The following is a 22,356-nucleotide window of genomic DNA, read 5'->3' as shown; positions in this document are numbered from 1 at the left end:
GTGAGGCGCTTTATTGATTAAGGTTGATTCGCTTGATCGATCACGACTTTTCTTAAATATCCTTGTTTGGCTTTCAATTGCTCAGTCGCGCTTTCTTTATCCAGCCCGGTTAAAATCATCAAAATCGCTAACTTGGCGTCGTAGTCCGTTTCTTTGAGAGCCGTTTTAGCCTCTTGGTTAGTACAATCTGTTGCTTGCATAACAATACGAGCCGCTCTTGCAACTAGCTTTGCATTCGTCGCTTTCACATCTACCATTAAGTTCTGATAACTTTTACCTAGGCGAATCATGCTTGCAGTAGTGAGCATGTTCAGGACGAGCTTTTGCGCCGTCCCTGATTTTAAGCGAGTGGAGCCCGTTAACGCTTCAGGTCCAACAACGGGGCTGATCGCAATATCGGCAATATCGGCAATCGGAGAGTCAGGGTTACAAGATAGTGCTACAGTGGTGGCACCAAGTTCGTTCGCATACTCTAAGCCACCAATCACGTACGGTGTTCGTCCACTTGCCGCAATACCAACGACGACATCGCGTTGTGTTAGCGCATTCTCTTTAAGATCTTGCTCGCCTAGTGCAGGATCGTCCTCTGCCCCTTCTTTTGCACGGAACATTGCCTCTTTTCCACCCGCAATAATACCAACGACCATCTCAGGAACCGTGCCAAAAGTCGGCGGGCATTCTGAAGCGTCCAAGACGCCGAGCCGACCACTGGTGCCTGCACCGATGTAAAACAACCGACCTCCGACCTTAAATGCTTCCGTGATCTTATCAACGGCTTCAGCGATCTCAGGCAACACTTTTTCAACGGCAAGAGGAACGAGTTTGTCCTGTTGGTTGATGCGTTGAACAATATCGAGAGAAGGCAGCAAGTCGATGTCCATGGTGTCTGGATTTCGCCCTTCAGATACCAGATGGGATAAAGCTGCGATAAGTGCATCGTTCGTCATAATGAATTAAGCCTTTTTGTTTAGGATCTATTGCCCTTAATTTTTTGAATAGAGTACACCCAGTGAAGCGAGACGACTTGCCCCCGTAACTTCCGGTAAGTTGCTAGGGAGGCCGTGAATATGGCGCTGCGCAAGCCAAGCAAACGCCATTGCTTCCATGTAGTCGCCATCAACGCCTTTTTCTGCCGTTGTCGCAACGCTCCATTGTGGCAATAACTTGGCCAGTCGCTGCATCAAAAGTGGGTTTCTTGCTCCACCGCCACAGACCAATAGTTGAGGCGTGATGCCATGAGAAAACTTGTCGACTTCGTTGGCAATGGTAATCGCAGAATATTCGCAGAGTGTACGCTGTACGTCTTCGGTTGGTAAATTGTAATGAGCCAGTTGCTGATGCAGCCAGTCAATATTGAACAGTTCTCGCCCGGTACTTTTAGGTGCTGGCATGGCGAGGTAAGCTTCTTTAAGTAATTGAGTCAACAAAGTCGCGTTTACCGTTCCTTTCAGTGCAAATTGTGCATCTTTGTCGAAGCTTTGCCCAGTGTGCAGCGCACACCAAGCGTCCATCAACATGTTGCCCGGACCAGTGTCATAGCCAATGACTGGTTGCTCGGGATGCAGTACAGAGATGTTGGCTATGCCACCGATGTTCAGCACCACGGTAGTGGAATCTTGCATGGCAAAGATACTTTTATGAAAAGCGGGAACCAGCGGTGCACCTTGACCACCTAGCGCCATATCTTTACGTCGAAAATCTGCAACCGTATCAATCCCTGTTTTCACTGCGATGATGTTGGCATCACCCAACTGAGTGGTAAAGGGTAACTCTCCAGTAGGTTGGTGGAATACCGTTTGACCGTGATTACCAATCGCACGAATTTGTTCCGCGACGCAGCCAGACTTATTGAGCAGTTGTAAAACGGCGTCAGCGAAGAGGTGGCCAAGTTGGTGATCCAATTCACCTATGGCTTTTAAATTTGTGGCTTGACCGGTACAAACAGATAACAGCATTTCTTTCAGTGCAGTTGGCATTGGGTAATCGTCGTGCGCAACCAGACGAACGTGCTCATCACTTATTTCAACCAGAGCGGTATCAACGCCGTCCATACTCGTTCCAGACATCACACCAATGTACAGTTCGTTAAATTTCATAGCCGATCTCGTCAATTCTTCATTCACTTATTGTAAAGCAAATCTGAAGCGAATAACCTCATCGAATACGAGATATTCAGCCGATTTTGAGGAGAAAACATGGGGCCGTTATGGGTTGACGTCGCGGGTTATGAACTGACCGCTGAAGACAAAGAAATTCTGGAACATCCTACGGTTGGTGGCTTAATTCTATTTGCTCGCAACTATCATGATAGTGAACAGCTTCAAGCACTTACTCAATCAATCCGCAAGGCAGCCAAGCGCCCGATTTTGATCGGTGTGGATCAAGAAGGGGGGCGAGTACAACGCTTCCGTGAAGGTTTCTCGTTGATCCCTGCAGCCGAAGAATACGCCAAACATCAAAATGGTGAAGAGTTAGCACGTATGGGCGGTTGGCTAATGGCAGCGGAGTTGATAGCACACGACATTGATTTAAGCTTTGCACCCGTGCTCGATAAAGGTCATCAATGTAAAGCGATCGGTAACCGAGCATTTGGCGAAGATGCCGATACCATTCTTCGATTTAGCACCGCTTACATGCAGGGTATGAAGAGCGTTGGAATGGCAACAACAGGTAAACACTTCCCAGGTCACGGTGGTGTGATTGCTGACTCACACTTAGAAACGCCATACGACGAGCGCAGCGACATTTTTGAACAAGACATGGCTATCTTTAAAGCGCAAATTGATGCCGGTATTTTAGATGCCATGATGCCTGCTCACGTGATTTTTCCGAACTACGACTCTCAGCCTGCGAGTGGTTCAGAATACTGGTTGAAACAAGTTTTGCGACAGCAACTCGGTTTTAAAGGATTGGTTTTCTCCGATGATCTGACGATGGAAGGCGCTGCAATCATGGGTAGCCCTGCCGAGCGTGGGGCTCAAGCCTTGAAAGCCGGTTGCGATATGCTATTGATGTGTAATAAGCGTGAAGCACACATTGAGGTGTTGGATAACTTGCCAGTATCAACAGTGCCACTGGCGGATGCGTTACTGAAAAAACAGTCGTTTTCTCTAAGCGATCTCAAGTTATCTCAAGAGTGGAAAGCGGCGAGTGAAGCGATGAAACGCTTGACCAGCTAAACCTCTTGTAAACGATTCAAAACACCGATTAGAAGCCAAAGTTAATTATACTTTGGCTTTTTATTTGACTGTAAATAATAATTTACATCAAATGTTTTTTATTGTGTACGCTTGTTTTTCTTTTTTAGCCTGTTATCTTGTCGTTAAAGCTTAGTTGTCTCACCAAGGATTTGGTTGGGTGTAAAAATAAATATACAGGTTAGAGTTATGCAGAAAAGTGAGTTGAGCAATATTAATATTAGCGAAGAGCAGGTTCTTATTACCCCAGAGGAGCTAAAAACCAAGCTTCCTTTGAGTGAAAAAGCGCGCCGCTTTATTCAAGAGTCTCGCCAAACTATCGCTAATATTATTCATAAAAAGGATCATCGCCTGCTGGTTGTATGTGGTCCATGTTCTATCCACGACGTGGAAGCGGCGAAGGATTACGCAAAACGTCTTAAAGCGCTCTCTGAACAACTAAGTGACCAACTGTATATTGTTATGCGTGTTTACTTTGAAAAACCACGCACCACGGTCGGCTGGAAAGGGCTGATTAACGATCCGCACCTCGATGGCAGCTTCGATATTGAACATGGTCTGCATGTTGGACGCGAACTGCTAGTGGAATTGGCCGAGATGGAAATCCCGCTTGCGACTGAAGCTCTGGACCCAATTAGCCCACAATACTTGGCGGATACTTTTAGTTGGGCTGCGGTCGGCGCACGTACTACGGAGTCACAAACTCACCGTGAAATGGCAAGTGGCCTGTCTATGCCAATCGGTTTTAAAAATGGCACGGATGGTAGTTTGGCAACCGCAATCAATGCGATGCAAGCTGCGTCTTCTAGCCACCGTTTTATGGGGATCAACCGTGAGGGACAGGTAGCGCTATTGACCACTCAGGGTAATGCTAATGGGCATGTGATCTTACGTGGCGGCAAGCAAACTAACTACGACTCAGTGTCAGTTACTGAGTGTGAGCAAGAAATGGCGAAATCTGGCCTTGATGCATCACTAATGGTGGACTGTAGTCACGCCAACTCACGTAAAGATTACCGTCGCCAGCCATTAGTCGCGGAGGATGTGATTCATCAAATCCGTGAAGGCAATAAATCTATTATCGGTCTTATGATTGAAAGCCATATCAATGAAGGAAATCAATCTTCTGACTTAGCTCTTGAAGAGATGAAATACGGTGTATCTATCACTGACGCATGTATCAATTGGGATTCAACTGAGGCACTATTACGTCATGCACATGAAGAGCTAGTGCCTTTCTTAGAAAATCGTCTAAAGGCTAATTAATACAGGATTTAAGGAACATCAATGGCAGTTGAACTTAACGCATTACGCGATCAGATTGATGCAGTCGACAAGCAAATGTTGGAGCTATTAGCTCAGCGTTTGGCGCTGGTAGAGAAAGTTGGGGAAGTAAAAAGCGAACATGGTTTGCCAATTTATGCTCCAGACCGCGAAGCGGCGATGCTGGCTTCTCGCCGAGCAGAAGCTGAGAAAATGGGAATTCCTCCACAGCTTATTGAAGATATTCTGCGTCGTACCATGCGTGAGTCTTATGCCAGTGAAAAAGACTCCGGTTTTAAGTGTTTGAACCCTGAATTACGCTCAGTGGTCATTATTGGTGGTAATGGCCAGTTAGGCGGCCTGTTTGGACGTATGTTCAAGCTATCTGGTTATCAAGTCAAAGTGCTTGGTAGCAAAGACTGGGAGCGTGCGGATGACATCCTAAAAGATGCGGGCCTGGTGGTGGTTACTGTGCCAATTCACCTAACAGAAGGTGTGATTGAAAAGCTAGGTAATCTGCCACAAGACTGTATTCTGTGTGACCTGACTTCTATAAAATCTAAGCCACTGCAAGCAATGTTGAATGTGCACCAAGGACCGGTGGTTGGTTTACACCCAATGTTTGGTCCAGATGTGCCGAGCCTTGCCAAGCAGGTGATTGTGTACTGTGATGGGCGTGGAAATGATCAATACCAATGGTTGCTGCAACAGTTTGGTATTTGGGGCGCGAGCTTGTGTCAAATTGATGCGCAAGAGCACGATCATGGCATGACGTTAATCCAAGCGCTGCGTCATTTCACCTCATTTGCTTACGGCATGCATCTAAGCAAAGAGAACCCGAACATTGAGCAACTGTTAAAGTTGAGCTCACCAATCTACCGCCTGGAGTTGGCGATGGTAGGGCGTCTGTTTGGTCAGGATCCAAACCTCTACGGTGACATTATTCTCTCATCGCAAGAAAACATCGACATGATTAAGCGATTCCACCAACGCTTCGGCGAAGCACTTGCGATTTTGGATAGCAAAGATAAAGCCAAATTTGTCGAAAGCTTTGAGCAGGTGAGTGAGTGGTTTGGTGATTATTCACAACAATTTATGAATGAGAGCCAAAACTTACTCAAACAGGCGAATGATAATATTCATCGCGGTTAATCGCGAGTTATCTATCCGTGTGGAGCCCGAAACGAAAAGAGCAGCTGACGCTGCTCTTTTTTGTGTCGAGAGATAAATCAGTTAGTCGCGGTATTGCTGGTATCTTCACTTGATACTGTATTGATACTGGTGTCGCGATAGGGGGAGTTGGTTAAATTGACTTGCAGACGCACGACATTATCAATCAATTGAACTAAAGGGCCCCATTTCACTTTTTTCTCTTTTTCAAATACATAATTGAAGTTTTCAGGTGTCCACTCCATCAAGTATTGAGGGTTGAGTGCTCGCCCGAGAAAGCGCACCTCATAATGCAGGTGCGGGCCAGTGGAATTACCTGAACTACCACATTGAGCAATCACATCGCCTTTACTGACAAATTGGCCGCTTTTCACTTTAAAACGTTGTAAGTGAGCAAAGGAGCTCATAAAGCCAAATGAGTGACGAATAGTGACATAGTTGCCATAGCCACGATTACTCGGGCGAACGGTTTCTACCACTCCGTCTGCAGGTGCGAGGATTTCTTCTCCTCGTTTACAGGTAAGATCGATACCAGTATGAACGTGTCGTTTACCTGAAATCGGATTAATGCGACTGCCGTAGGAAGAAGAAATACGTTGGTATGTCACTGGGCTATCATTTGGAATCAAACGAAACATGGTTGCTCGAACCGCGGAATCGATAGCTGCTGCATCAATTCGCTCTTCTAACGCCATGTTGTTTTCATCGATCATCAGCTCTTCGTCAGCGAGACCTAGAACCGATTCGACGTCGAATACCCGTTTTCCTAATAGCTGAATTTGATTGTTTTTATCGGTCAATGACTGAGAAAGCGAGTGGTTGGTATCAAGCTGCTCTTCATAAAGAGCGGTTATTTCGGCCTTTTCACTTTCTAGTTTGGCGATGGTTTGTGTTAGTTCGTCTTTATTGTGTATCTGCTGTTGATTGAGATACCACGCGCCACCAACGACGGCGGGTAATGCCAATACCGAAGCAAATACTGCTAGGACCGAACTGCGGCCCAAATAGAACTGCTGATCGCCGTCTTTCGTCGGGATCTGCATGATGATTTTTTTAGACATAGTTATTGTTACTTAAATAGGCGTTCATTTATTTTTCTCCTAAATCAGAGAGATGTTCTAACTCTCGGTTCAGAAGGTCGTTATTGCCTACATTCAATTCTATAAATCGTTTTAGTTGGCTAATGCTCTCGATGTCTATCTTGATGATCTTTAACCTAATCTCACACTTAGAAACATCCACAATTTGCGCTTTTAACGTAATCACTTGTTCGGATTGATCAAATGAAAAAGTCACATGGACTGGAAGGGCTGGATCCAAAGCCTCAGTCTCTTCCACTTTCATGAGTAAACCATGTAAGGAAAGATCTTGAATCCTAGCTTCAATTGCCAAGTCACGTTGTTCTACCTTCGCTGGCGCTTGATGGAGAATGCGTGAAAAGCGTCGTCTCTCTGCCATGTGCATTTTCTCGTCATGTCTTCAAACAGAATTGAATAGTATATCAATGCGAACAAAAAATGTTCGATTGCTGTTTGAAAAGTGTCGAGGTCGCTACAGAGTGACGTAAGTGCAATGTCATGTTCTTAACGAACGAGACGGGCTAATGAGCTCTTTTTTATAACAAAGAAAACAAAGGCCGCTATGATAGCGGCCTTTGTACAAATTACAATCAAACTTTGCGGGTTGCGATTACTTCGCAATACGCTTGTATTTGATGCGGTGTGGTTCTGCGGCTTCAGGGCCCAACGTTTTCTTCAACCAGTCCATGTACTCGGTGTAGTTACCTTCGTAGAAGTTAACTTGGCCTTCGTCACGGTAGTCAATGATGTGGGTCGCGATACGGTCAAGGAACCAACGGTCGTGCGAGATAACCATTGCACAACCAGGGAACTCTAGTAGTGCTTCTTCTAGAGCTCGCAGTGTTTCCACGTCAAGGTCGTTAGTCGGTTCGTCGAGTAGTAACACGTTACCGCCCGCTTTAAGCAGTTTCGCAAGGTGGACACGGTTACGCTCACCACCTGATAGCTCACCAATGATTTTTTGTTGGTCGCTGCCTTTAAAGTTAAAGCGCGAACAGTACGCGCGAGCAGGGATTTCGAAGTTGTTGATCTTAATGATATCTGCGCCTTCAGAAATCTCTTGGAATACGGTTTTAGAATCGTCCATGCTGTCACGGAACTGATCGACCGATGCAAGTTTCACAGTGTCGCCCATTTCAATTGTGCCTGAATCTGGTTGTTCAGTACCACTTAACATCTTGAATAGGGTCGATTTACCTGCGCCGTTCGCACCGATGATACCAACAATCGCACCTTTAGGGATGCTGAATGATAGGTCATCAATTAGAACACGGCCGTCAAATGACTTCGTTAGGTTCTTCACTTCAATAACTTTATCACCTAGACGCTCACCTGGCGGGATAAACAGTTCATTGGTTTCGTTACGTTTTTGGTGATCAGAGCTTTGCAGTTCTTCAAAGCGTGCCATACGTGCTTTTGATTTCGCTTGGCGACCTTTAGGGTTTTTACGTACCCACTCAAGTTCTTTCTCGATGGTTTTTTGACGAGCACTTTCTTGAGATGCTTCTTGTTGTAGACGAGCGTCTTTTTGCTCCAACCATGAGGTGTAGTTACCTTCCCATGGGATACCTTCACCACGGTCAAGCTCTAAGATCCAACCCGCGGCGTTATCCAGGAAGTAACGGTCGTGGGTGATAGCGACTACAGTACCTGTGTAATCCACTAAGAAGCGCTCTAGCCAAGCGACAGATTCTGCATCTAGGTGGTTGGTAGGCTCATCAAGCAGCAGCATGTCTGGCTTAGAAAGTAGCAGGCGACAAATAGCGACACGGCGGCGTTCACCACCTGATAGGTGCGCAATTTTTTGGTCCCATTCAGGTAAACGAAGTGCGTTTGCAGCTCGCTCAAGTGCGTTTTCTAGGTTGTGACCATCTTTCGCTTGAATCAGAGCTTCAAGTTCGCCTTGCTCTTTTGCAAGTGCGTCGAAGTCTGCATCTGGTTCTGCGTAAGCCGCATAGACCGCATCCAAACGTTTCAGTGCGTCAGCAACGTCAGCAACCGCTTCTTCAACAACTTCACGAACGGTTTTTGATTCGTCTAATACTGGCTCCTGGGGTAGGTAGCCTACGTTTAGACCAGGTTGTGGACGCGCTTCACCGTCGATATCCGTGTCGATACCTGCCATGATACGTAGCAGTGTGGATTTACCTGCACCGTTCAGACCTAAAACACCGATTTTCGCACCAGGGAAGAAGCTCAGAGAGATGTCTTTAAGAATTTGACGCTTAGGTGGCACAATCTTGCTCACCCGCGACATGGTATATACGTATTCAGCCATTGCCGATCGTTCCTAAATTAACTGTCATTCAAACCCATCATTTTATACCAAGTGCTTTGTTTTTGTTACCGCATTGCAAGAATTTCCCTTTCGAATGGATTTCTTATTTTGAGCTGACCGGAAACTTACACGGTTAGGGTATACACTTTTGTTATTCGTTATAAATGACGAAGTGCTTTCTGCGCAAGTTAGGAACTCCTTGTCTCCATCGTCTTAAAAGTTTCACGAGTACAATTTTTAATACACTAAGTTGCTTTACATGGACATCTGCATTCTGTGTAAATAGATGCATGTGTGAAAATTGCCTTAACATCACATGAACGCTAACAAAACGAGGCTTTGGGGCAGTATATGTCTGGGGAAAATGACACAAATGAGATTCAACGTATCTGAATTGGCTAAAAACGTATGCTGTGCAGCCGCGCTGTGTGCGATGAGTTTGAGTGCTAATGCCGCGCTGAGCTTGGAAAAGCAGCGTGAAGTTTATGAACAAGCTCAAGATTTATTAGATAAAAATGACATCGACGGATACCTTTCGATCCGTCCTAAAATTTATGACTATCCACTGACGCCTTATGTGGACTACCGAACATTTATTAGACAGTTACCGGAAAAGTCGCCACAGCAGGTGAACGAATTTATTTCGGAGCACAAGTCGTTTCCTTTTTCTCGTCGTGTTCGCGCTCCATACCTCAACCATCTTTATAAGCAAAAAGATTGGAAAACCATTACTGAGTTTCAAAAAGTCATTCCAAGTGGCGAGCGTTACCAATGTATTTTCTACGTGGCTCAGTTAGAGCAAGGTAAGAAAGTCGCCGCGTTTAAAGGAGCTGAACATATGTGGTTGCGTGGCAGAAGTATTGCCGATGAGTGCGATCCATTATTCGCAGCATGGGACAAGGCAGGTGAACGTACTGATGAATTGATCCTCCAGCGTATGCTACTGGCGTTTGATGCTCGTAATGGCAGTTTGATGAGTTACTTACTTAAACTGCCTAAATCCTCGCAGGCAAGGCAACAAGCGAAAGAAATGAAGGCGTTGTTTGATAACCCTTCAAGCGTTGCGGAGTTCGCGAAGAAAAAACCGGCTAATGCTTTTAATCGAGCGCAAAGCGAATATGCGTTGGAAAAGTTAGCTCGCATGAATACCAGTCAAGCGCAGAGTGCGTATGATGCCGTCATTAAAGGGCAGAAGTTTTCTCCAGAAAAGGCACAAGTCCTGGCTGACTATATCGCATTTCGATTGACCCGTACGGAGTCTGAGCCACTAGCGAAGTGGCGCGATGATAAAACGAAAACCAGCCAGTACTTACCACTCATTGAAACTCGCATTCGCTTAGCGATTCAGAACGCGGATTGGAAAGGTGTACAAGAGTGGATTGCCGTTCTCAATAAAGAAGAACAAGCGTCGCTTCGCTGGCAATACTGGCTTGGACGAAGTGAAATTGCGTTAGGTGATGACATCGCTGGGAAACAGCGTTTAGCGACTTTGGTCGGGCAGCGAAACTTTTATAGTGTGGCAGCCGCTAATGCGATTGGACAATCAATCAAATACCCTACGCATACGGTTAAGTTTGATAAGCGAGTGGTTCAACCCTACCAAGACTCGTTAGTTCGTATTGAAGAGTTGATTGCGACGGATAAAATCGCAGCAGCGAAAAGTGAATGGGCACATTTATTGCGCCGCGTAGGGAAAGATGAAAAGGCGATGTTGGCGGCTTATGCGTCTTCTAAGCGTTGGCATAACCTAACGGTGACCGCGAGTATTCAAGCGCAGATGTGGGATAATATCGAACTGAGGTTCCCGATTGCGCATCGCTGGTGGTTTAACTTTTATGCAAAAAAACACAACATAGATCCCGTGACGATGATGTCCCTAGCTCGACAGGAAAGTGCGTTGGATGTCGAAGCCCGTTCTCCAGTTGGTGCTCGTGGTCTTATGCAGATCATGCCCGCTACAGCAAAGTACACAGCACGTAAATATAAGTTGAGTTATCAAGGTACGCAGGATCTCTACAATGTGGGTAAAAATATCGAAATTGGTAGCCATTATTTGCAAGGCTTATTAGAGGATTACGATAATAATCGTATTTTTGCTCTTGCTGCTTATAATGCAGGTCCTAACAGAGTAAAAACGTGGCGAGAGCGTACCCAAGGAAAAGTGGATGCTTATGCCTTTATTGAGGCAATTCCATTTAGAGAGACACGCGGTTATGTACAAAACATCCTGATGTTTGAAACATATTACCGTGATCTTTTGGGTATCGATGGCGCGTTCTTGAATCAACATGAGATCAATACCAAGTATTGAGTGAGGTAACTTGATGTCGCACGAACCCGAGTACAAAGACTGGCAACAGATTATTGAGCTAATTCGAACTAGCATGGACAGTGAGCAAGATGACATGCTGTTAACCATGCTGATGTCACGTGATGAGAGAGAATCATTAATATCACGCGTTAATATTATTAACGAGCTTCTTAAAGGAGAATTATCTCAACGCCAGATCAGCCAGATGCTTGGCGTAGGTATTGCCACTATTACTCGTGGCTCTAACGAGTTAAAGTCTAAATCTGATGAAGAGAAAGACAAACTCAAGGTTTTGTTAGAGCAAGTTGCGGTATCTAAGTAGCCAGTGATTCCAATTCGCTTTTAGGGATTGGTATCACAAGTGGTTAAGATAACGTGTTAAAAAGGGCGGAAATATCCGCCCTTTTTCGTACCTAGCGAATGGGGTGAGCGTTATAAATTTGAAGGGAAGTGCTCAGGGTTTGTGAATGGAATTAGAGCCAGAATCAAGGCTTGATGGTAAACCGAACTTCGAGTCAGCTGGTTTTGGGTGAGCAGGCTGATGGCACCACCTTTCTGTTTGATGTTCTCGGTACCAAACACCTCATCCATGACATCTCCCAGCTCATTCGCATGCTCGAGTTTTTCCAATACTTTGGGCGGCAGCATTAAGCTCGCAGAGCGAGATTCACCGCGGTGAGTATTCGACTCAATCACCATCCACGCAAACGTCACGTTTGTTTCAATTCCCGCTTCAAGTCCGACATAGTAATCCGCGTTTGGCATCTCTACTTTTGCGTTTTTAACGCGGTTTAGTGCACCGCGATGAGTTTCTTCATCAGTCATAGGTTGATCTGCGACCTCACTAGGTACACTGACGCCAACGAAGTTGAACTCTTGGTGCGGAAATGCACTGTTAAATGCACTTTGAACGGCATTAATTTTAGCTGGGTTTAGCGATGCGATTACGACTTTTTGGGTTGCCATGATCTTTTTACTCACTGGTGTCTATTAACTCAATTTTACTTGGGTAGGCTTTACGTTCTCACTAGGGTAACAGCCTAATACTTTCAAGTGTTTAGTTATTTTTGTTAGCTCTTCTAGTGCCTGTTGCATTTCTGTCGAAGCAAGATGGGATTCCAAGTCTACGTAGAACATTTCTTCCCATGGGTTCCCCATAATTGGACGTGATTCTAGCTTGGTCATATTGATGCCGTAACGTTGCAGCACTAATAGTGTTTCAACCAATGAGCCAGCCTCTTGGGAGGTCGACATGATCAAGGTGGTTTTTGCTGGAATCTGAGTTGAAACCTCAACTGGTTTGCGAGCAACCACGATAAAACGAGTATGGTTCTCAGTTTGGTTTGCGATGTTGCCTTGAATTGCTTGCAAGCCGTATAGCTTACCGCTTGATGCATTACCAATTGCAGCAACATCATCACGATCCATCTCTTGAACTTTCTGCATTGCATCTGCCGTGCTGGCGCAAGACTCCAGTTTTACACCTTTCATACGGCTTAAAAACTCACTGCACTGTTGGTGTGGCTGAGGATGTGAATACAGCGTTTTAATGTTTTCCAGACGAATGTCTTTTTTCGCAACCAAGCAGTGCTCGATTGGTTGAGTTAGCTCTCCAACGATGTAAAGCGTCGTGTGTTGTAGTAGGTCGTACACTTCATTAATAGAGCCTGAACTGGTGTTTTCGATTGGCAGAACGCCATAATCAGCATGGCCCGATTCTACTGTTTGAGTCACTTCTTTGAAGTGTTCGCAGTTGAGCTCGATAAGTTCTGTATTTTTACGGCTGAAGTATTCGCGGCTTGCCAAGTGTGAGTAAGAGCCTTTGGCTCCTAAGAAAGCGACGCGAGCAAGTGGCTTACGACTTTGTTGCGGGTTAACGAGGTTTTGCAGGTAACTTTGCTGAAGAAGCACAGAGTCTTCAATGATGGTATGGAAAAGTTTAGTGATGTACTGCGCGTCGAGTTCGTATTTATCTCGGCCATTAGAAATCAGCTTAACTAATAGTTGTTGTTCTCGAACGGCATCACGAACGGGTTTTGAGGTTTGTACTTTACTTTTGGCTACTTCAATGCTGAGTTTACGGCGCTCAGACAATAAGCTGAGAAGTTGGTCATCCAGCTCATTCAAGCGCAAACGAATTTCTTCGAGGGAAATAGGTTGGTCAGTCATCAATTCTTTCCTTATAAAAAAGCCTCCCGATTTGGGAGGCTTTCTGTTTGTTTTTGACTTTTCTTTCACAAACGAGTTCGCCCCTCCGACTATGGGAGGAAAAAGAAGTCAAAAATAAACAGTGAGGTTAAATGCATAAATAGTGCTTAATTTATGAGTGTTTAAACACAATAAGCAAGGCAGAGGAGAGCGTCAAGCAAAAAAATAGCGCCTTTCGGCGCTATTTCCTCAATCTGGTCAGTTTACTCTTCTTCTTCCACTAGCTCAGGCTTATTTGCACGGCGAGCTTCAGGTTTGTGGGTCAGCTTGTTCAATTGTCGTTCTAGTTTTTGCTCCACTTCGTTGATAGCTGCGTAAAGATCTTCGTGAGTTGCTGAGGCAATGAGCTGGCCTTTAGGAACTTTAATAACCGCTTCGAATTTCTTCTGTTTGTTTGGTTCCTCACTGAAAGTTGCTTGGCAACCAATTAGGTCTACTTGCCATTTCTCCAGTTTTTTAAACTTGCTCTCAATATGAGCTCGGATTGCAGAGGTGATTTCGATGTTTTTGCCAGTGATATTCATTGTCATAAGTGTTTTTCCTCTGTTGCATCCCTCATGGGTTGAGTTCAGATTACCGCTTTAAGCATAAAAAAATGTGATTTAGATCATTATTTTGTTCGGGGTTTTTATGATGAAAAATGAATGTGATCTCACTCAAGATCTGCTGAGATTTATCGTGAAATTGCTTGTTATCGGTTAGTAAATCCGTAGATTGGATAGAGTACTCAGCTGAAAACGTCTTCGTTTTTAGGGAAGTTTTACGGCCTAATATTAGAGGTGGTTAAAATTTAACTATACGTAAAGTGTGATGACAGTCACTGAGTCTCTCAGACGAATTTATTTACAAAGCCGCTTATTGTACAAGCGGCTTTTTTGTGTCTGGCGTTTGACTGACTTTTCGTAGCGGTATCATGAAGACGGGATCCTTTGGAGCTAGTGATACCCGCTCTAGACTTTTGACCTGGTCCAAACTTTCTAGCTGTTTGTATATAACGTAATAGCGATTAATACTGGTAACGTATCCAACCGTTGAGCTTAAACTTTTCCGCATAACGACTTCCACGTTATTGAACCAAACATTAGGATCGTAGCCTTGCTGGGCTGCACGTTTACGAATTCGTTCTACATTCCCGGGGCCAGCATTGTAAGCAGCTAAGGTAAAGTAGAGTTTATTTTCCGCCGTAATAGCAGGATCACTGAAGTACTGCTTACGCAAAAATGCTAAATACTTCACGCCAGCATGAATATTGTTTTCTAGCTGCCGAACGTTTTTGATATTGATATTAGGGTCTCGAGCCGTGCTGGGTAGAACTTGCATTATGCCGACTGCACCTCGACTTCCAACGAGGTCGTTATTAAAGCCGGACTCTTTATAAGCGACGGCTGCGATCAGTAAATAGTCGATATCGTACTTCTCACCATAGCGTGAAAACAACGTAGCAAGCTTTTCTAGTTGAGCAATTTTGTTGGGGTTAAGGGCTTTGTTTAGCCAACCTGTGTTATCGATGTATTTTCCGTAAATGACGTTACCGAGCAGTGTCCCAGAACGAGATTTCTGAATAAACTTGTTCACGACGGCTTTCAAACTTGGGCTGTTTTCCCGCATTGCCCAAGCGATTTTACCATTTTCACGAATAGGAATTTCTGGGTGAGCTCGAATATCATCCATCACTTTCAGCCAAAGTTTGGCTTTATGGCTATCGAGAACAATGGCTTTGACGTAGCCGTTATTGAGCATCCCAACCAGTTCGTAGTCTTGCAGTGTTTCTTCAATAAAATGTACGACAACGGGTGGCAAGCCTTTTTTATTTAGCTTCTTATTTAGTGCTTGAATACTCTCAAAGTAGCTAGAACTGGCACGTACCCAAACCTCTTTACCGCTCAGTTGCTCAATGTTAGTCATGGCTGGTGTGCTTTTGTTCGTGACTATCCACTCGTCAATACCAGTAAGAATGGGTGAACTAAAATCGACTTTCTGTTTACGTGTGCTGGTAATGGTCAGATTGGCTACGACTAGATCACCGGAGCCATTTTCTAAGGCTGGCAGAAGTTGGTCACGGGCTAGAGGAATAATTTGTACGTTAAGTTTCGGTTTGAGCTTACGAAGGTCTTTTTCGAAATGCGCCAGGAGTTCTGCACCTATTCCTTTTGGTGTACCGCCTTCAATGTAATAGAAGCCTAGATCAGCAGAAACGAGGACACGTAAAACATTCTTCTCTTTAATGACATCGAGATCCCCAGTGTAAGGAGGTTGCTTGAGTGGTGATATTTGCAGTGCGCAAACGGAAGCAGACAATAAGAGCAGCATAACTGCGCATAGCTTAGGTATCGTCACGTTCACATCCTTTTATAAAGGGGAGGGGAACTTTAAGCATATGTAGAGCCCCGTAGATCATCAAGCAAGGGCAGAACACGCTATTGCGGGTAATAAAAAACCGCCACGGTAAAAACGGTGGCGGTTTAGTTTGAAGCGGCTCAGTTACTTCACAGGGTTGAGCTCGATAAGCTTTTCAGTTCTTGCTACGGCGTCTTCCAAACCGAGTTGCTTGTAGGCCTCTAGCTGGATAGTCAGTGACTTACGTGCCGCTTCTGTGTCTGGGAATGCTTTTTGTAGCTCTTGACTGCGATTAATTGCAGCTACCCAGGCTTCACGGCGGAGGTAGAAGTCAGCCGTCGCTAAGTCATAGTTCGCTAGGCGGTTTTTCAGCGCAACCATGCGTTTTTGTGAATCTTCTGCGTATGGACTGTTCGGGTAGCGTTGAAGCAGTTTTTTGAAGTCATCAAACGCTTTTTTTACTGGCTCAGGATCGCGATCGCTTCGATCTACGCTGAACAGATCATGCATAAAGTTACGATCTTGCGCCATATGGCTTAGGCCGCGCATGTACAGTACCCAGTCCATTTTTTCATGGGTTGGGTTTAAACGCATAAAGCGAGAAATGGTTGCCAAGCCCAAAGCAAGGTCGTCGTTTTTGTAGTACGCATAGATTAGGTCAAGCTGCACCTGTTCTGAGTAGGCACCGAATGGGTAACGTGAGTCTAATGCTTCCAGTTTCTCAATTGCAGAAAGCCAATTACCACTTTGAAGAGAAATCTGTGCGTCTGCATACAGTTCCGAAGGCGGCACATCAGGAACGATTTCTTCTTTGCTTGCACATCCAAACAGAAGGGATACCGCTAAAAGGCCTGTTAAAGTCTGACGTTTCATATCAGGAGTCTGTTCCTTGAATCTAAATATTTCTTAAGCTGCCGTTACTTTCTTTCCAGTAACAGATACAATGACGTAATAGTCTATTTTTTCACAGTCGTGAGCATTAGTCTCACAGTTTTTAAAAAAGTTCGATATGGCTCAGCAGATTGTATTAACAAATACCGTAAAAGATAGCCAGTTAGGTCAACGTTTAGACCAAGCTATCGCCGAATTATTCGCGGACTTCTCTCGCTCGCGCCTGAAAGAGTGGCTGCTTGATGGGAAAGTTCAAGTTAATGGTGAAGTTGTCACCAAACCTCGCACCAAAGTAATGGGTGGTGAGGAAATTACATTGCAAGCCGAGTTAGAAGATGAAGAACGCTGGGAAGCGCAAGATATCCCGCTAGATATCGTTTTTGAAGATGACGATATTATCGTTATCAATAAGCCTCGTGACTTTGTGGTTCACCCAGGTGCCGGTACGCCAGATGGTACGGTGCTTAATGCGTTGTTGCATCATTACCCTGATATCGCAGAAGTGCCTCGTGCGGGCATTGTGCACCGTCTGGATAAAGACACAACGGGTCTGATGGTGGTTGCGAAAACCGTTCCTGCACAAACTCGTCTGGTTCGCGCACTGCAAAAACGTAATATTACTCGAGAGTACGAAGCGATCGCTATTGGTCGTATGACAGCGGGCGGTAAAGTAGACCAACCTATTGGTCGTCATTCTACCAAGCGCACGCTTATGGCGGTAGCACCAATGGGTAAACCAGCGGTAACGCACTACCGTGTCGCTGAACGTTTCCGCGAACACACACGCATCCGTCTGCGTCTTGAAACGGGTCGTACGCACCAGATCCGTGTGCACATGTCTTACCTTCAGCATCCGCTGCTCGGTGATATTGCATATGGTGGACGTGCTCGCATCCCGACAGGTGCTTCTGAAGAGCTAACGGCAATGATCCGTGGCTTCGATCGCCAAGCATTGCACGCCGTAATGCTACGCTTTGAACATCCAATTACGGGAGAAGTACTTGAGTTCCATGCCCCTGTGCCTGATGATATGGTGGCGATGACTGAAGCGCTTCGTCAAGATACGGAAGAGCACGGTTTACCGGAAGAGTTCTAAGATGAAGACAATCATTCCGAATTGGCGTGCGCCTAAAAATGTCAAAGCTTTTGCCTCAACACGTATAGGCGGTTTTTCGACAGGCCCTTATCAAGGGCTAAATTTAGGTACTCACGTTGGGGATGATTTGTCTTTAGTAGAGAAGAACCGAGCTTGGTTGGCGCAGCAGGCGAACATGCCCAATGCGCCGATCTGGTTAAACCAAACGCATTCAACCGTTGTGGCTCAAGCAAATGAACCAACAACACAGGTGCTTGATGCGGATGGTGTATTTACTTCTTCAAGCCATGTTGTTTGTTCAGCGATGATCGCCGACTGTTTACCCGTATTATTGACTAATACACAAGGTACGCAAGTAGCCGCTGTTCATGCGGGTTGGCGCGGCTTAGCAAATGGCATTGTCGAAAATGCATTAGCGTTATTTTCAGGTGAAGTGATAGCGTGGCTTGGCCCTGCCATTGGCCCTCAAGCCTTCGAAGTGGATGAAGATGTTCTGCAAGCTTTTGTTGATTTTGACTCACAGGCGCATCAAGCATTCATCCCACGCGATATCGACGGCAAATGGTTTGCTGACATGTCGGTGCTGGCAACGCAACGTCTCAATCGAGCTGGAGTGACACAAGTGTTTGACTCTGGACTTTGTACTTACCAAGATAAAGCCTCTTTTTATTCGTATCGCCGTGATGGTAAAACTGGTCGACAAGCCACCTTTATTTGGATTGAAGATTAGTTATAAGCACTAAAGTGCCAAGATGCATAGTGCTATTTTTGCAAAGCTATCTTTATTCATTCACTCCCTTGAAATTCCTCCTCTGAGTATCCATCTTTCTAACTGTCAAAAGAATTTCCTTTAGTTGAGGTTAGGAAGGTAGATATGCGTCTTGATCGATTCACAAGTAAGTTTCAAATCGCTATCTCTGATGCTCAATCACTAGCGTTAGGGCGCGATCATCAATATATCGAGCCAGTTCACCTCATGGTGGCTTTGCTTGACCAAAATGGCAGTCCAATCCGTCCATTGCTTACTATGCTGGATGTGGACGTAACGCATTTACGCTCTAAATTGAGTGAAATGCTAGATAGATTACCAAAAGTCAGTGGCATCGGTGGAGATGTACAGCTCTCTAGTTCGATGGGCACGTTGTTTAACCTGTGTGACAAAGTGGCGCAAAAGCGTCAAGACTCCTATATCTCGTCTGAAATCTTCCTGCTTGCTGCTTTAGAAGATCGCGGACCATTGGGGCAATTACTCAAAGAGATCGGTTTAACAGAGCAAAAAGTTAGCCAAGCAATCGAAAAGATCAGAGGTGGTCAAAAGGTTAATGATCCGAATGCAGAAGAGCTTCGCCAAGCATTGGAAAAGTTCACCATTGACCTTACCGAGCGAGCAGAACAGGGCAAACTGGACCCGGTTATAGGCCGTGATGATGAAATTCGCCGTACCATCCAAGTATTGCAGCGCCGTACTAAAAACAACCCTGTGATCATCGGTGAACCTGGCGTAGGTAAGACCGCAATTGTTGAAGGCTTAGCTCAGCGCATTGTCAACAATGAAGTGCCAGAAGGTTTACGTGGTCGCCGCGTGCTGTCATTAGATATGGGCGCACTGGTTGCTGGTGCTAAGTACCGTGGTGAATTTGAAGAGCGCTTGAAGTCGGTATTGAATGAACTCGCTAAAGAAGAAGGTAATGTCATTCTATTTATCGACGAGCTCCATACTATGGTTGGTGCGGGTAAAGGTGAAGGCTCAATGGATGCGGGGAACATGCTCAAACCTGCATTAGCCCGTGGTGAACTGCACTGTGTTGGCGCAACAACACTGGATGAATATCGTCAGTACATCGAAAAAGATGCGGCGTTAGAACGTCGTTTCCAAAAAGTGCTGGTGGATGAGCCGACCGTTGAGGATACAGTGGCGATTTTACGTGGCTTGAAGGAGCGTTATGAGCTTCATCATCACGTTGAAATTACTGACCCAGCGATTGTTGCAGCGGCGAGTTTGTCACATCGTTATGTTTCTGACCGTCAACTGCCAGATAAAGCGATCGACTTAATCGACGAAGCGGCTTCAAGCATTCGTTTACAAATTGACTCTAAGCCAGAGTCATTAGATAAGCTTGAACGTAAAATCATCCAACTTAAGATTGAGCAACAGGCGCTTAGTAACGAGCACGACGAAGCGAGTGAAAAGCGTTTGAAAGCGCTTAATGAAGAACTCAATGAAAAAGAACGTGAGTACGCTGAACTAGAAGAGGTTTGGAATACAGAAAAAGCCGCACTTTCTGGCACTCAACATATTAAGTCTGAGCTTGAACAAGCTCGTATGGATATGGAGTTTGCTCGCCGAGCTGGTGATCTAAACCGCATGTCGGAACTTCAATATGGTCGTATTCCTGAACTTGAGAAGCAGTTAGATCTTGCAACCCAAGCGGAAATGCAGGAAATGACACTATTGCGTAATAAAGTAACCGACAACGAGATTGCAGAAGTACTTTCTAAGCAAACTGGCATCCCAGTATCCAAGATGCTAGAAGCGGAAAAAGAGAAACTACTTCGTATGGAAGACGTACTGCATAATCGTGTGGTAGGGCAAAGCGAAGCGGTCTCTGTTGTATCGAATGCCATTCGTCGTAGTCGAGCTGGGCTTTCTGATCCAAACCGACCAATTGGCTCCTTCTTATTCTTAGGTCCAACTGGTGTAGGTAAAACAGAGCTTTGTAAGACACTTGCGAGCTTTATGTTCGACAGCGAAGATGCGATGGTCCGTATCGACATGTCTGAGTTCATGGAGAAACACTCAGTGGCAAGATTGGTGGGTGCGCCTCCAGGCTATGTCGGATATGAAGAGGGTGGTTACTTAACGGAAGCGGTTCGTCGCAAGCCGTATTCGGTAATTTTGTTAGATGAAGTAGAGAAAGCGCATCCGGATGTATTTAACATTCTGCTGCAAGTTCTCGATGATGGGCGTTTAACGGATGGTCAAGGTCGTACTGTTGACTTCCGTAATACGGTTGTGATCATGACATCGAACTTGGGTTCATCTCGTATCCAAGAGAATTTCGCAACATTAGACTATCAAGGTATCAAGAGTGAAGTAATGGATGTGGTTAGCAAACACTTCCGTCCTGAGTTCTTGAACCGTGTTGACGAAATCGTGGTGTTCCATCCACTTGGTCAAGAGCACATCAAGTCCATCGCTTCTATTCAATTAGAACGTTTGGCGAAACGACTAGAAGAAAAAGGATATCAACTAGAGGTTTCTGACAAAGCACTCGATTTGATCGCTCAAGTTGGTTTCGACCCTGTATATGGTGCGCGTCCTTTAAAACGCGCAATTCAACAGAATGTCGAGAACCCATTAGCCAAATCGATTCTTTCTGGTGAAATTGTTCCAGACAAGAAAGTGCAGCTAATCGTTACTAATGACCAAATTCGTGCCCATCAGTAATTGCACGGATACAATAAGAAATGAGATAAAAATCACATTCAAGGGGCCATTTGGCCCCTTTTCTATAATGTTTTAGAGCCTCTTGCCTGTTTTCTGTACGAATGAACTAAAAAGGTGAGTTTTTTTTAAAAATGCACTTGTGTTCCTTAATGAACGCCCTATAATGCGCCTCCGTTGTCAAGGGAAAGCAAGTTAAGCGACGTCTAGACAACAAGGCCAGTGAGTTAAGAATTAACTCGCAGATAAATAACTTAAAAAAGTGTTTGACACGATAAGTTATCTAGCTAAAATGGCCGTCCACTTTGAAGAGAAGTTCAAAGTGTGCTCTTTAAAAATATAGACCTATCAATCTGTGTGGGCACTCGTTGATGATAATCCAATTAGAAGCCTCGGCTTCAAATTAGGTTTCAATGAAACGAAGTGACCATTGAATCTTCGGATTCAGCACAGTCAATTCAAACATTACTTTATGTAATGTTCAGTATTCATTGAGCCGAACAAAATCTTAAATTGAAGAGTTTGATCATGGCTCAGATTGAACGCTGGCGGCAGGCCTAACACATGCAAGTCGAGCGGAAACGAGTTATCTGAACCTTCGGGGAACGATAACGGCGTCGAGCGGCGGACGGGTGAGTAATGCCTAGGAAATTGCCCTGATGTGGGGGATAACCATTGGAAACGATGGCTAATACCGCATGATGCCTACGGGCCAAAGAGGGGGACCTTCGGGCCTCTCGCGTCAGGATATGCCTAGGTGGGATTAGCTAGTTGGTGAGGTAAGGGCTCACCAAGGCGACGATCCCTAGCTGGTCTGAGAGGATGATCAGCCACACTGGAACTGAGACACGGTCCAGACTCCTACGGGAGGCAGCAGTGGGGAATATTGCACAATGGGCGCAAGCCTGATGCAGCCATGCCGCGTGTATGAAGAAGGCCTTCGGGTTGTAAAGTACTTTCAGTCGTGAGGAAGGCGGCGTCGTTAATAGCGGCGTTGTTTGACGTTAGCGACAGAAGAAGCACCGGCTAACTCCGTGCCAGCAGCCGCGGTAATACGGAGGGTGCGAGCGTTAATCGGAAT

The 22,356-nt window shown here is 45.3% G+C and carries 18 protein-coding genes, 1 rRNA gene and 1 other annotated feature; of the genes, 9 read left to right on the top strand and 10 right to left on the bottom strand.

Going from position 1 to position 22,356, the window contains the following annotated elements:
* Positions 1 to 17: 17 nt before the first annotated feature.
* Positions 18 to 947, bottom strand: coding sequence for an N-acetylmuramic acid 6-phosphate etherase (gene murQ, locus FKN16_RS06480; RefSeq protein ID WP_170902321.1), 930 nt, complete (start codon positions 945 to 947; stop codon positions 18 to 20).
* 36 nt (positions 948 to 983) lie between these two features.
* Positions 984 to 2,096, bottom strand: a complete 1,113-nt coding sequence (locus tag FKN16_RS06475; RefSeq protein ID WP_074192062.1) for an anhydro-N-acetylmuramic acid kinase — start codon at positions 2,094 to 2,096, stop codon at positions 984 to 986.
* 99 nt (positions 2,097 to 2,195) lie between these two features.
* On the opposite strand from FKN16_RS06475, the gene nagZ reads away from it, so the two are divergent.
* From nagZ to tyrA, 3 genes are all read left to right on the top strand, one after another.
* Entirely contained in the window at positions 2,196 to 3,179 is a 984-nt protein-coding gene (gene nagZ / locus FKN16_RS06470; RefSeq protein ID WP_046873941.1) for a beta-N-acetylhexosaminidase, read from the top strand.
* Positions 3,180 to 3,386: 207 nt separating this feature from the next.
* The gene (locus FKN16_RS06465) at positions 3,387 to 4,463 is read left to right on the top strand and encodes a 3-deoxy-7-phosphoheptulonate synthase (protein WP_170902320.1); all 1,077 of its coding nucleotides are present in this window, start codon (positions 3,387 to 3,389) and stop codon (positions 4,461 to 4,463) included.
* Positions 4,464 to 4,484: 21 nt separating this feature from the next.
* Positions 4,485 to 5,612, top strand: a complete 1,128-nt coding sequence (gene tyrA, locus FKN16_RS06460; RefSeq protein WP_065645177.1) for a bifunctional chorismate mutase/prephenate dehydrogenase — start codon at positions 4,485 to 4,487, stop codon at positions 5,610 to 5,612.
* Between the two features lie 77 nt (positions 5,613 to 5,689).
* Here tyrA and FKN16_RS06455 read toward each other — a convergent pair whose 3' ends face one another.
* The 3 genes from FKN16_RS06455 to ettA all read right to left on the bottom strand — a co-directional run bounded on the left by FKN16_RS06455 (position 5,690) and on the right by ettA (position 8,987).
* Complete coding sequence (locus FKN16_RS06455) at positions 5,690 to 6,691, bottom strand: M23 family metallopeptidase (protein ID WP_005397491.1); 1,002 nt, start codon at positions 6,689 to 6,691, stop codon at positions 5,690 to 5,692.
* A 28-nt stretch (positions 6,692 to 6,719) separates the two neighbouring features.
* Entirely contained in the window at positions 6,720 to 7,088 is a 369-nt protein-coding gene (locus FKN16_RS06450) for a PilZ domain-containing protein (RefSeq protein ID WP_046874174.1), read from the bottom strand.
* A gap of 231 nt (positions 7,089 to 7,319) precedes the next feature.
* A complete protein-coding gene (gene ettA / locus FKN16_RS06445; protein ID WP_005381894.1) occupies positions 7,320 to 8,987 on the bottom strand; it encodes an energy-dependent translational throttle protein EttA in 1,668 nt (555 codons plus the stop codon).
* Between the two features lie 373 nt (positions 8,988 to 9,360).
* Here ettA and FKN16_RS06440 point away from each other — a divergent pair, with 373 nt between their 5' ends.
* Entirely contained in the window at positions 9,361 to 11,298 is a 1,938-nt protein-coding gene (locus tag FKN16_RS06440; protein WP_170902319.1) for a transglycosylase SLT domain-containing protein, read from the top strand.
* Positions 11,299 to 11,311: 13 nt separating this feature from the next.
* Entirely contained in the window at positions 11,312 to 11,620 is a 309-nt protein-coding gene (gene trpR / locus FKN16_RS06435; protein ID WP_012842123.1) for a trp operon repressor, read from the top strand.
* A 110-nt stretch (positions 11,621 to 11,730) separates the two neighbouring features.
* Here the strand turns inward: trpR and yjjX are convergent, their stop codons facing one another.
* The 5 genes from yjjX to FKN16_RS06410 all read right to left on the bottom strand — a co-directional run bounded on the left by yjjX (position 11,731) and on the right by FKN16_RS06410 (position 16,716).
* Complete coding sequence (gene yjjX, locus FKN16_RS06430) at positions 11,731 to 12,264, bottom strand: inosine/xanthosine triphosphatase (protein WP_005397487.1); 534 nt, start codon at positions 12,262 to 12,264, stop codon at positions 11,731 to 11,733.
* Positions 12,265 to 12,288: 24 nt separating this feature from the next.
* Entirely contained in the window at positions 12,289 to 13,467 is a 1,179-nt protein-coding gene (pheA, locus tag FKN16_RS06425; RefSeq protein WP_005397485.1) for a prephenate dehydratase, read from the bottom strand.
* A gap of 12 nt (positions 13,468 to 13,479) precedes the next feature.
* Positions 13,480 to 13,601: a sequence feature (Phe leader region), on the bottom strand.
* 108 nt (positions 13,602 to 13,709) lie between these two features.
* Positions 13,710 to 14,036: a ribosome-associated translation inhibitor RaiA gene (raiA, locus tag FKN16_RS06420; RefSeq protein ID WP_005397484.1), complete on the bottom strand. Its 327-nt coding sequence runs from the start codon at positions 14,034 to 14,036 to the stop codon at positions 13,710 to 13,712.
* A gap of 325 nt (positions 14,037 to 14,361) precedes the next feature.
* The gene (locus FKN16_RS06415) at positions 14,362 to 15,843 is read right to left on the bottom strand and encodes a lytic transglycosylase F (protein ID WP_005397483.1); all 1,482 of its coding nucleotides are present in this window, start codon (positions 15,841 to 15,843) and stop codon (positions 14,362 to 14,364) included.
* 144 nt (positions 15,844 to 15,987) lie between these two features.
* The gene (locus FKN16_RS06410) at positions 15,988 to 16,716 is read right to left on the bottom strand and encodes an outer membrane protein assembly factor BamD (protein ID WP_006743118.1); all 729 of its coding nucleotides are present in this window, start codon (positions 16,714 to 16,716) and stop codon (positions 15,988 to 15,990) included.
* 136 nt (positions 16,717 to 16,852) lie between these two features.
* Between FKN16_RS06410 and rluD the strand changes: the two genes are divergently transcribed.
* From rluD to FKN16_RS06390, 4 genes are all read left to right on the top strand, one after another.
* Positions 16,853 to 17,830, top strand: a complete 978-nt coding sequence (gene rluD / locus FKN16_RS06405) for a 23S rRNA pseudouridine(1911/1915/1917) synthase RluD (protein WP_005385913.1) — start codon at positions 16,853 to 16,855, stop codon at positions 17,828 to 17,830.
* Position 17,831: 1 nt separating this feature from the next.
* Positions 17,832 to 18,560, top strand: coding sequence for a peptidoglycan editing factor PgeF (gene pgeF, locus FKN16_RS06400; protein WP_170902318.1), 729 nt, complete (start codon positions 17,832 to 17,834; stop codon positions 18,558 to 18,560).
* Between the two features lie 144 nt (positions 18,561 to 18,704).
* Complete coding sequence (clpB, locus tag FKN16_RS06395) at positions 18,705 to 21,278, top strand: ATP-dependent chaperone ClpB (RefSeq protein WP_005397478.1); 2,574 nt, start codon at positions 18,705 to 18,707, stop codon at positions 21,276 to 21,278.
* A 507-nt stretch (positions 21,279 to 21,785) separates the two neighbouring features.
* Positions 21,786 to 22,356, top strand: a 16S ribosomal RNA gene (locus tag FKN16_RS06390); the annotation flags it as partial.

This window comes from Vibrio sp. 11-4(1) (assembly GCF_013048625.1).
Taxonomy (GTDB): domain Bacteria; phylum Pseudomonadota; class Gammaproteobacteria; order Enterobacterales; family Vibrionaceae; genus Vibrio; species Vibrio diabolicus.
Note: the sequence above shows the minus strand (reverse complement) of the source record. Positions and strands in the feature narration are given on the sequence as shown.

Coding starts and splice junctions, on each gene's coding strand:
- murQ (WP_170902321.1), bottom strand. CDS start 947: ATGACGAACGATGCACTTATCGCAGCTTTATCCCATCTGGTATCTGAA.
- FKN16_RS06475 (WP_074192062.1), bottom strand. CDS start 2,096: ATGAAATTTAACGAACTGTACATTGGTGTGATGTCTGGAACGAGTATG.
- nagZ (WP_046873941.1), top strand. CDS start 2,196: ATGGGGCCGTTATGGGTTGACGTCGCGGGTTATGAACTGACCGCTGAA.
- FKN16_RS06465 (WP_170902320.1), top strand. CDS start 3,387: ATGCAGAAAAGTGAGTTGAGCAATATTAATATTAGCGAAGAGCAGGTT.
- tyrA (WP_065645177.1), top strand. CDS start 4,485: ATGGCAGTTGAACTTAACGCATTACGCGATCAGATTGATGCAGTCGAC.
- FKN16_RS06455 (WP_005397491.1), bottom strand. CDS start 6,691: ATGTCTAAAAAAATCATCATGCAGATCCCGACGAAAGACGGCGATCAG.
- FKN16_RS06450 (WP_046874174.1), bottom strand. CDS start 7,088: ATGGCAGAGAGACGACGCTTTTCACGCATTCTCCATCAAGCGCCAGCG.
- ettA (WP_005381894.1), bottom strand. CDS start 8,987: ATGGCTGAATACGTATATACCATGTCGCGGGTGAGCAAGATTGTGCCA.
- FKN16_RS06440 (WP_170902319.1), top strand. CDS start 9,361: ATGAGATTCAACGTATCTGAATTGGCTAAAAACGTATGCTGTGCAGCC.
- trpR (WP_012842123.1), top strand. CDS start 11,312: ATGTCGCACGAACCCGAGTACAAAGACTGGCAACAGATTATTGAGCTA.
- yjjX (WP_005397487.1), bottom strand. CDS start 12,264: ATGGCAACCCAAAAAGTCGTAATCGCATCGCTAAACCCAGCTAAAATT.
- pheA (WP_005397485.1), bottom strand. CDS start 13,467: ATGACTGACCAACCTATTTCCCTCGAAGAAATTCGTTTGCGCTTGAAT.
- raiA (WP_005397484.1), bottom strand. CDS start 14,036: ATGACAATGAATATCACTGGCAAAAACATCGAAATCACCTCTGCAATC.
- FKN16_RS06410 (WP_006743118.1), bottom strand. CDS start 16,716: ATGAAACGTCAGACTTTAACAGGCCTTTTAGCGGTATCCCTTCTGTTT.
- rluD (WP_005385913.1), top strand. CDS start 16,853: ATGGCTCAGCAGATTGTATTAACAAATACCGTAAAAGATAGCCAGTTA.
- pgeF (WP_170902318.1), top strand. CDS start 17,832: ATGAAGACAATCATTCCGAATTGGCGTGCGCCTAAAAATGTCAAAGCT.
- clpB (WP_005397478.1), top strand. CDS start 18,705: ATGCGTCTTGATCGATTCACAAGTAAGTTTCAAATCGCTATCTCTGAT.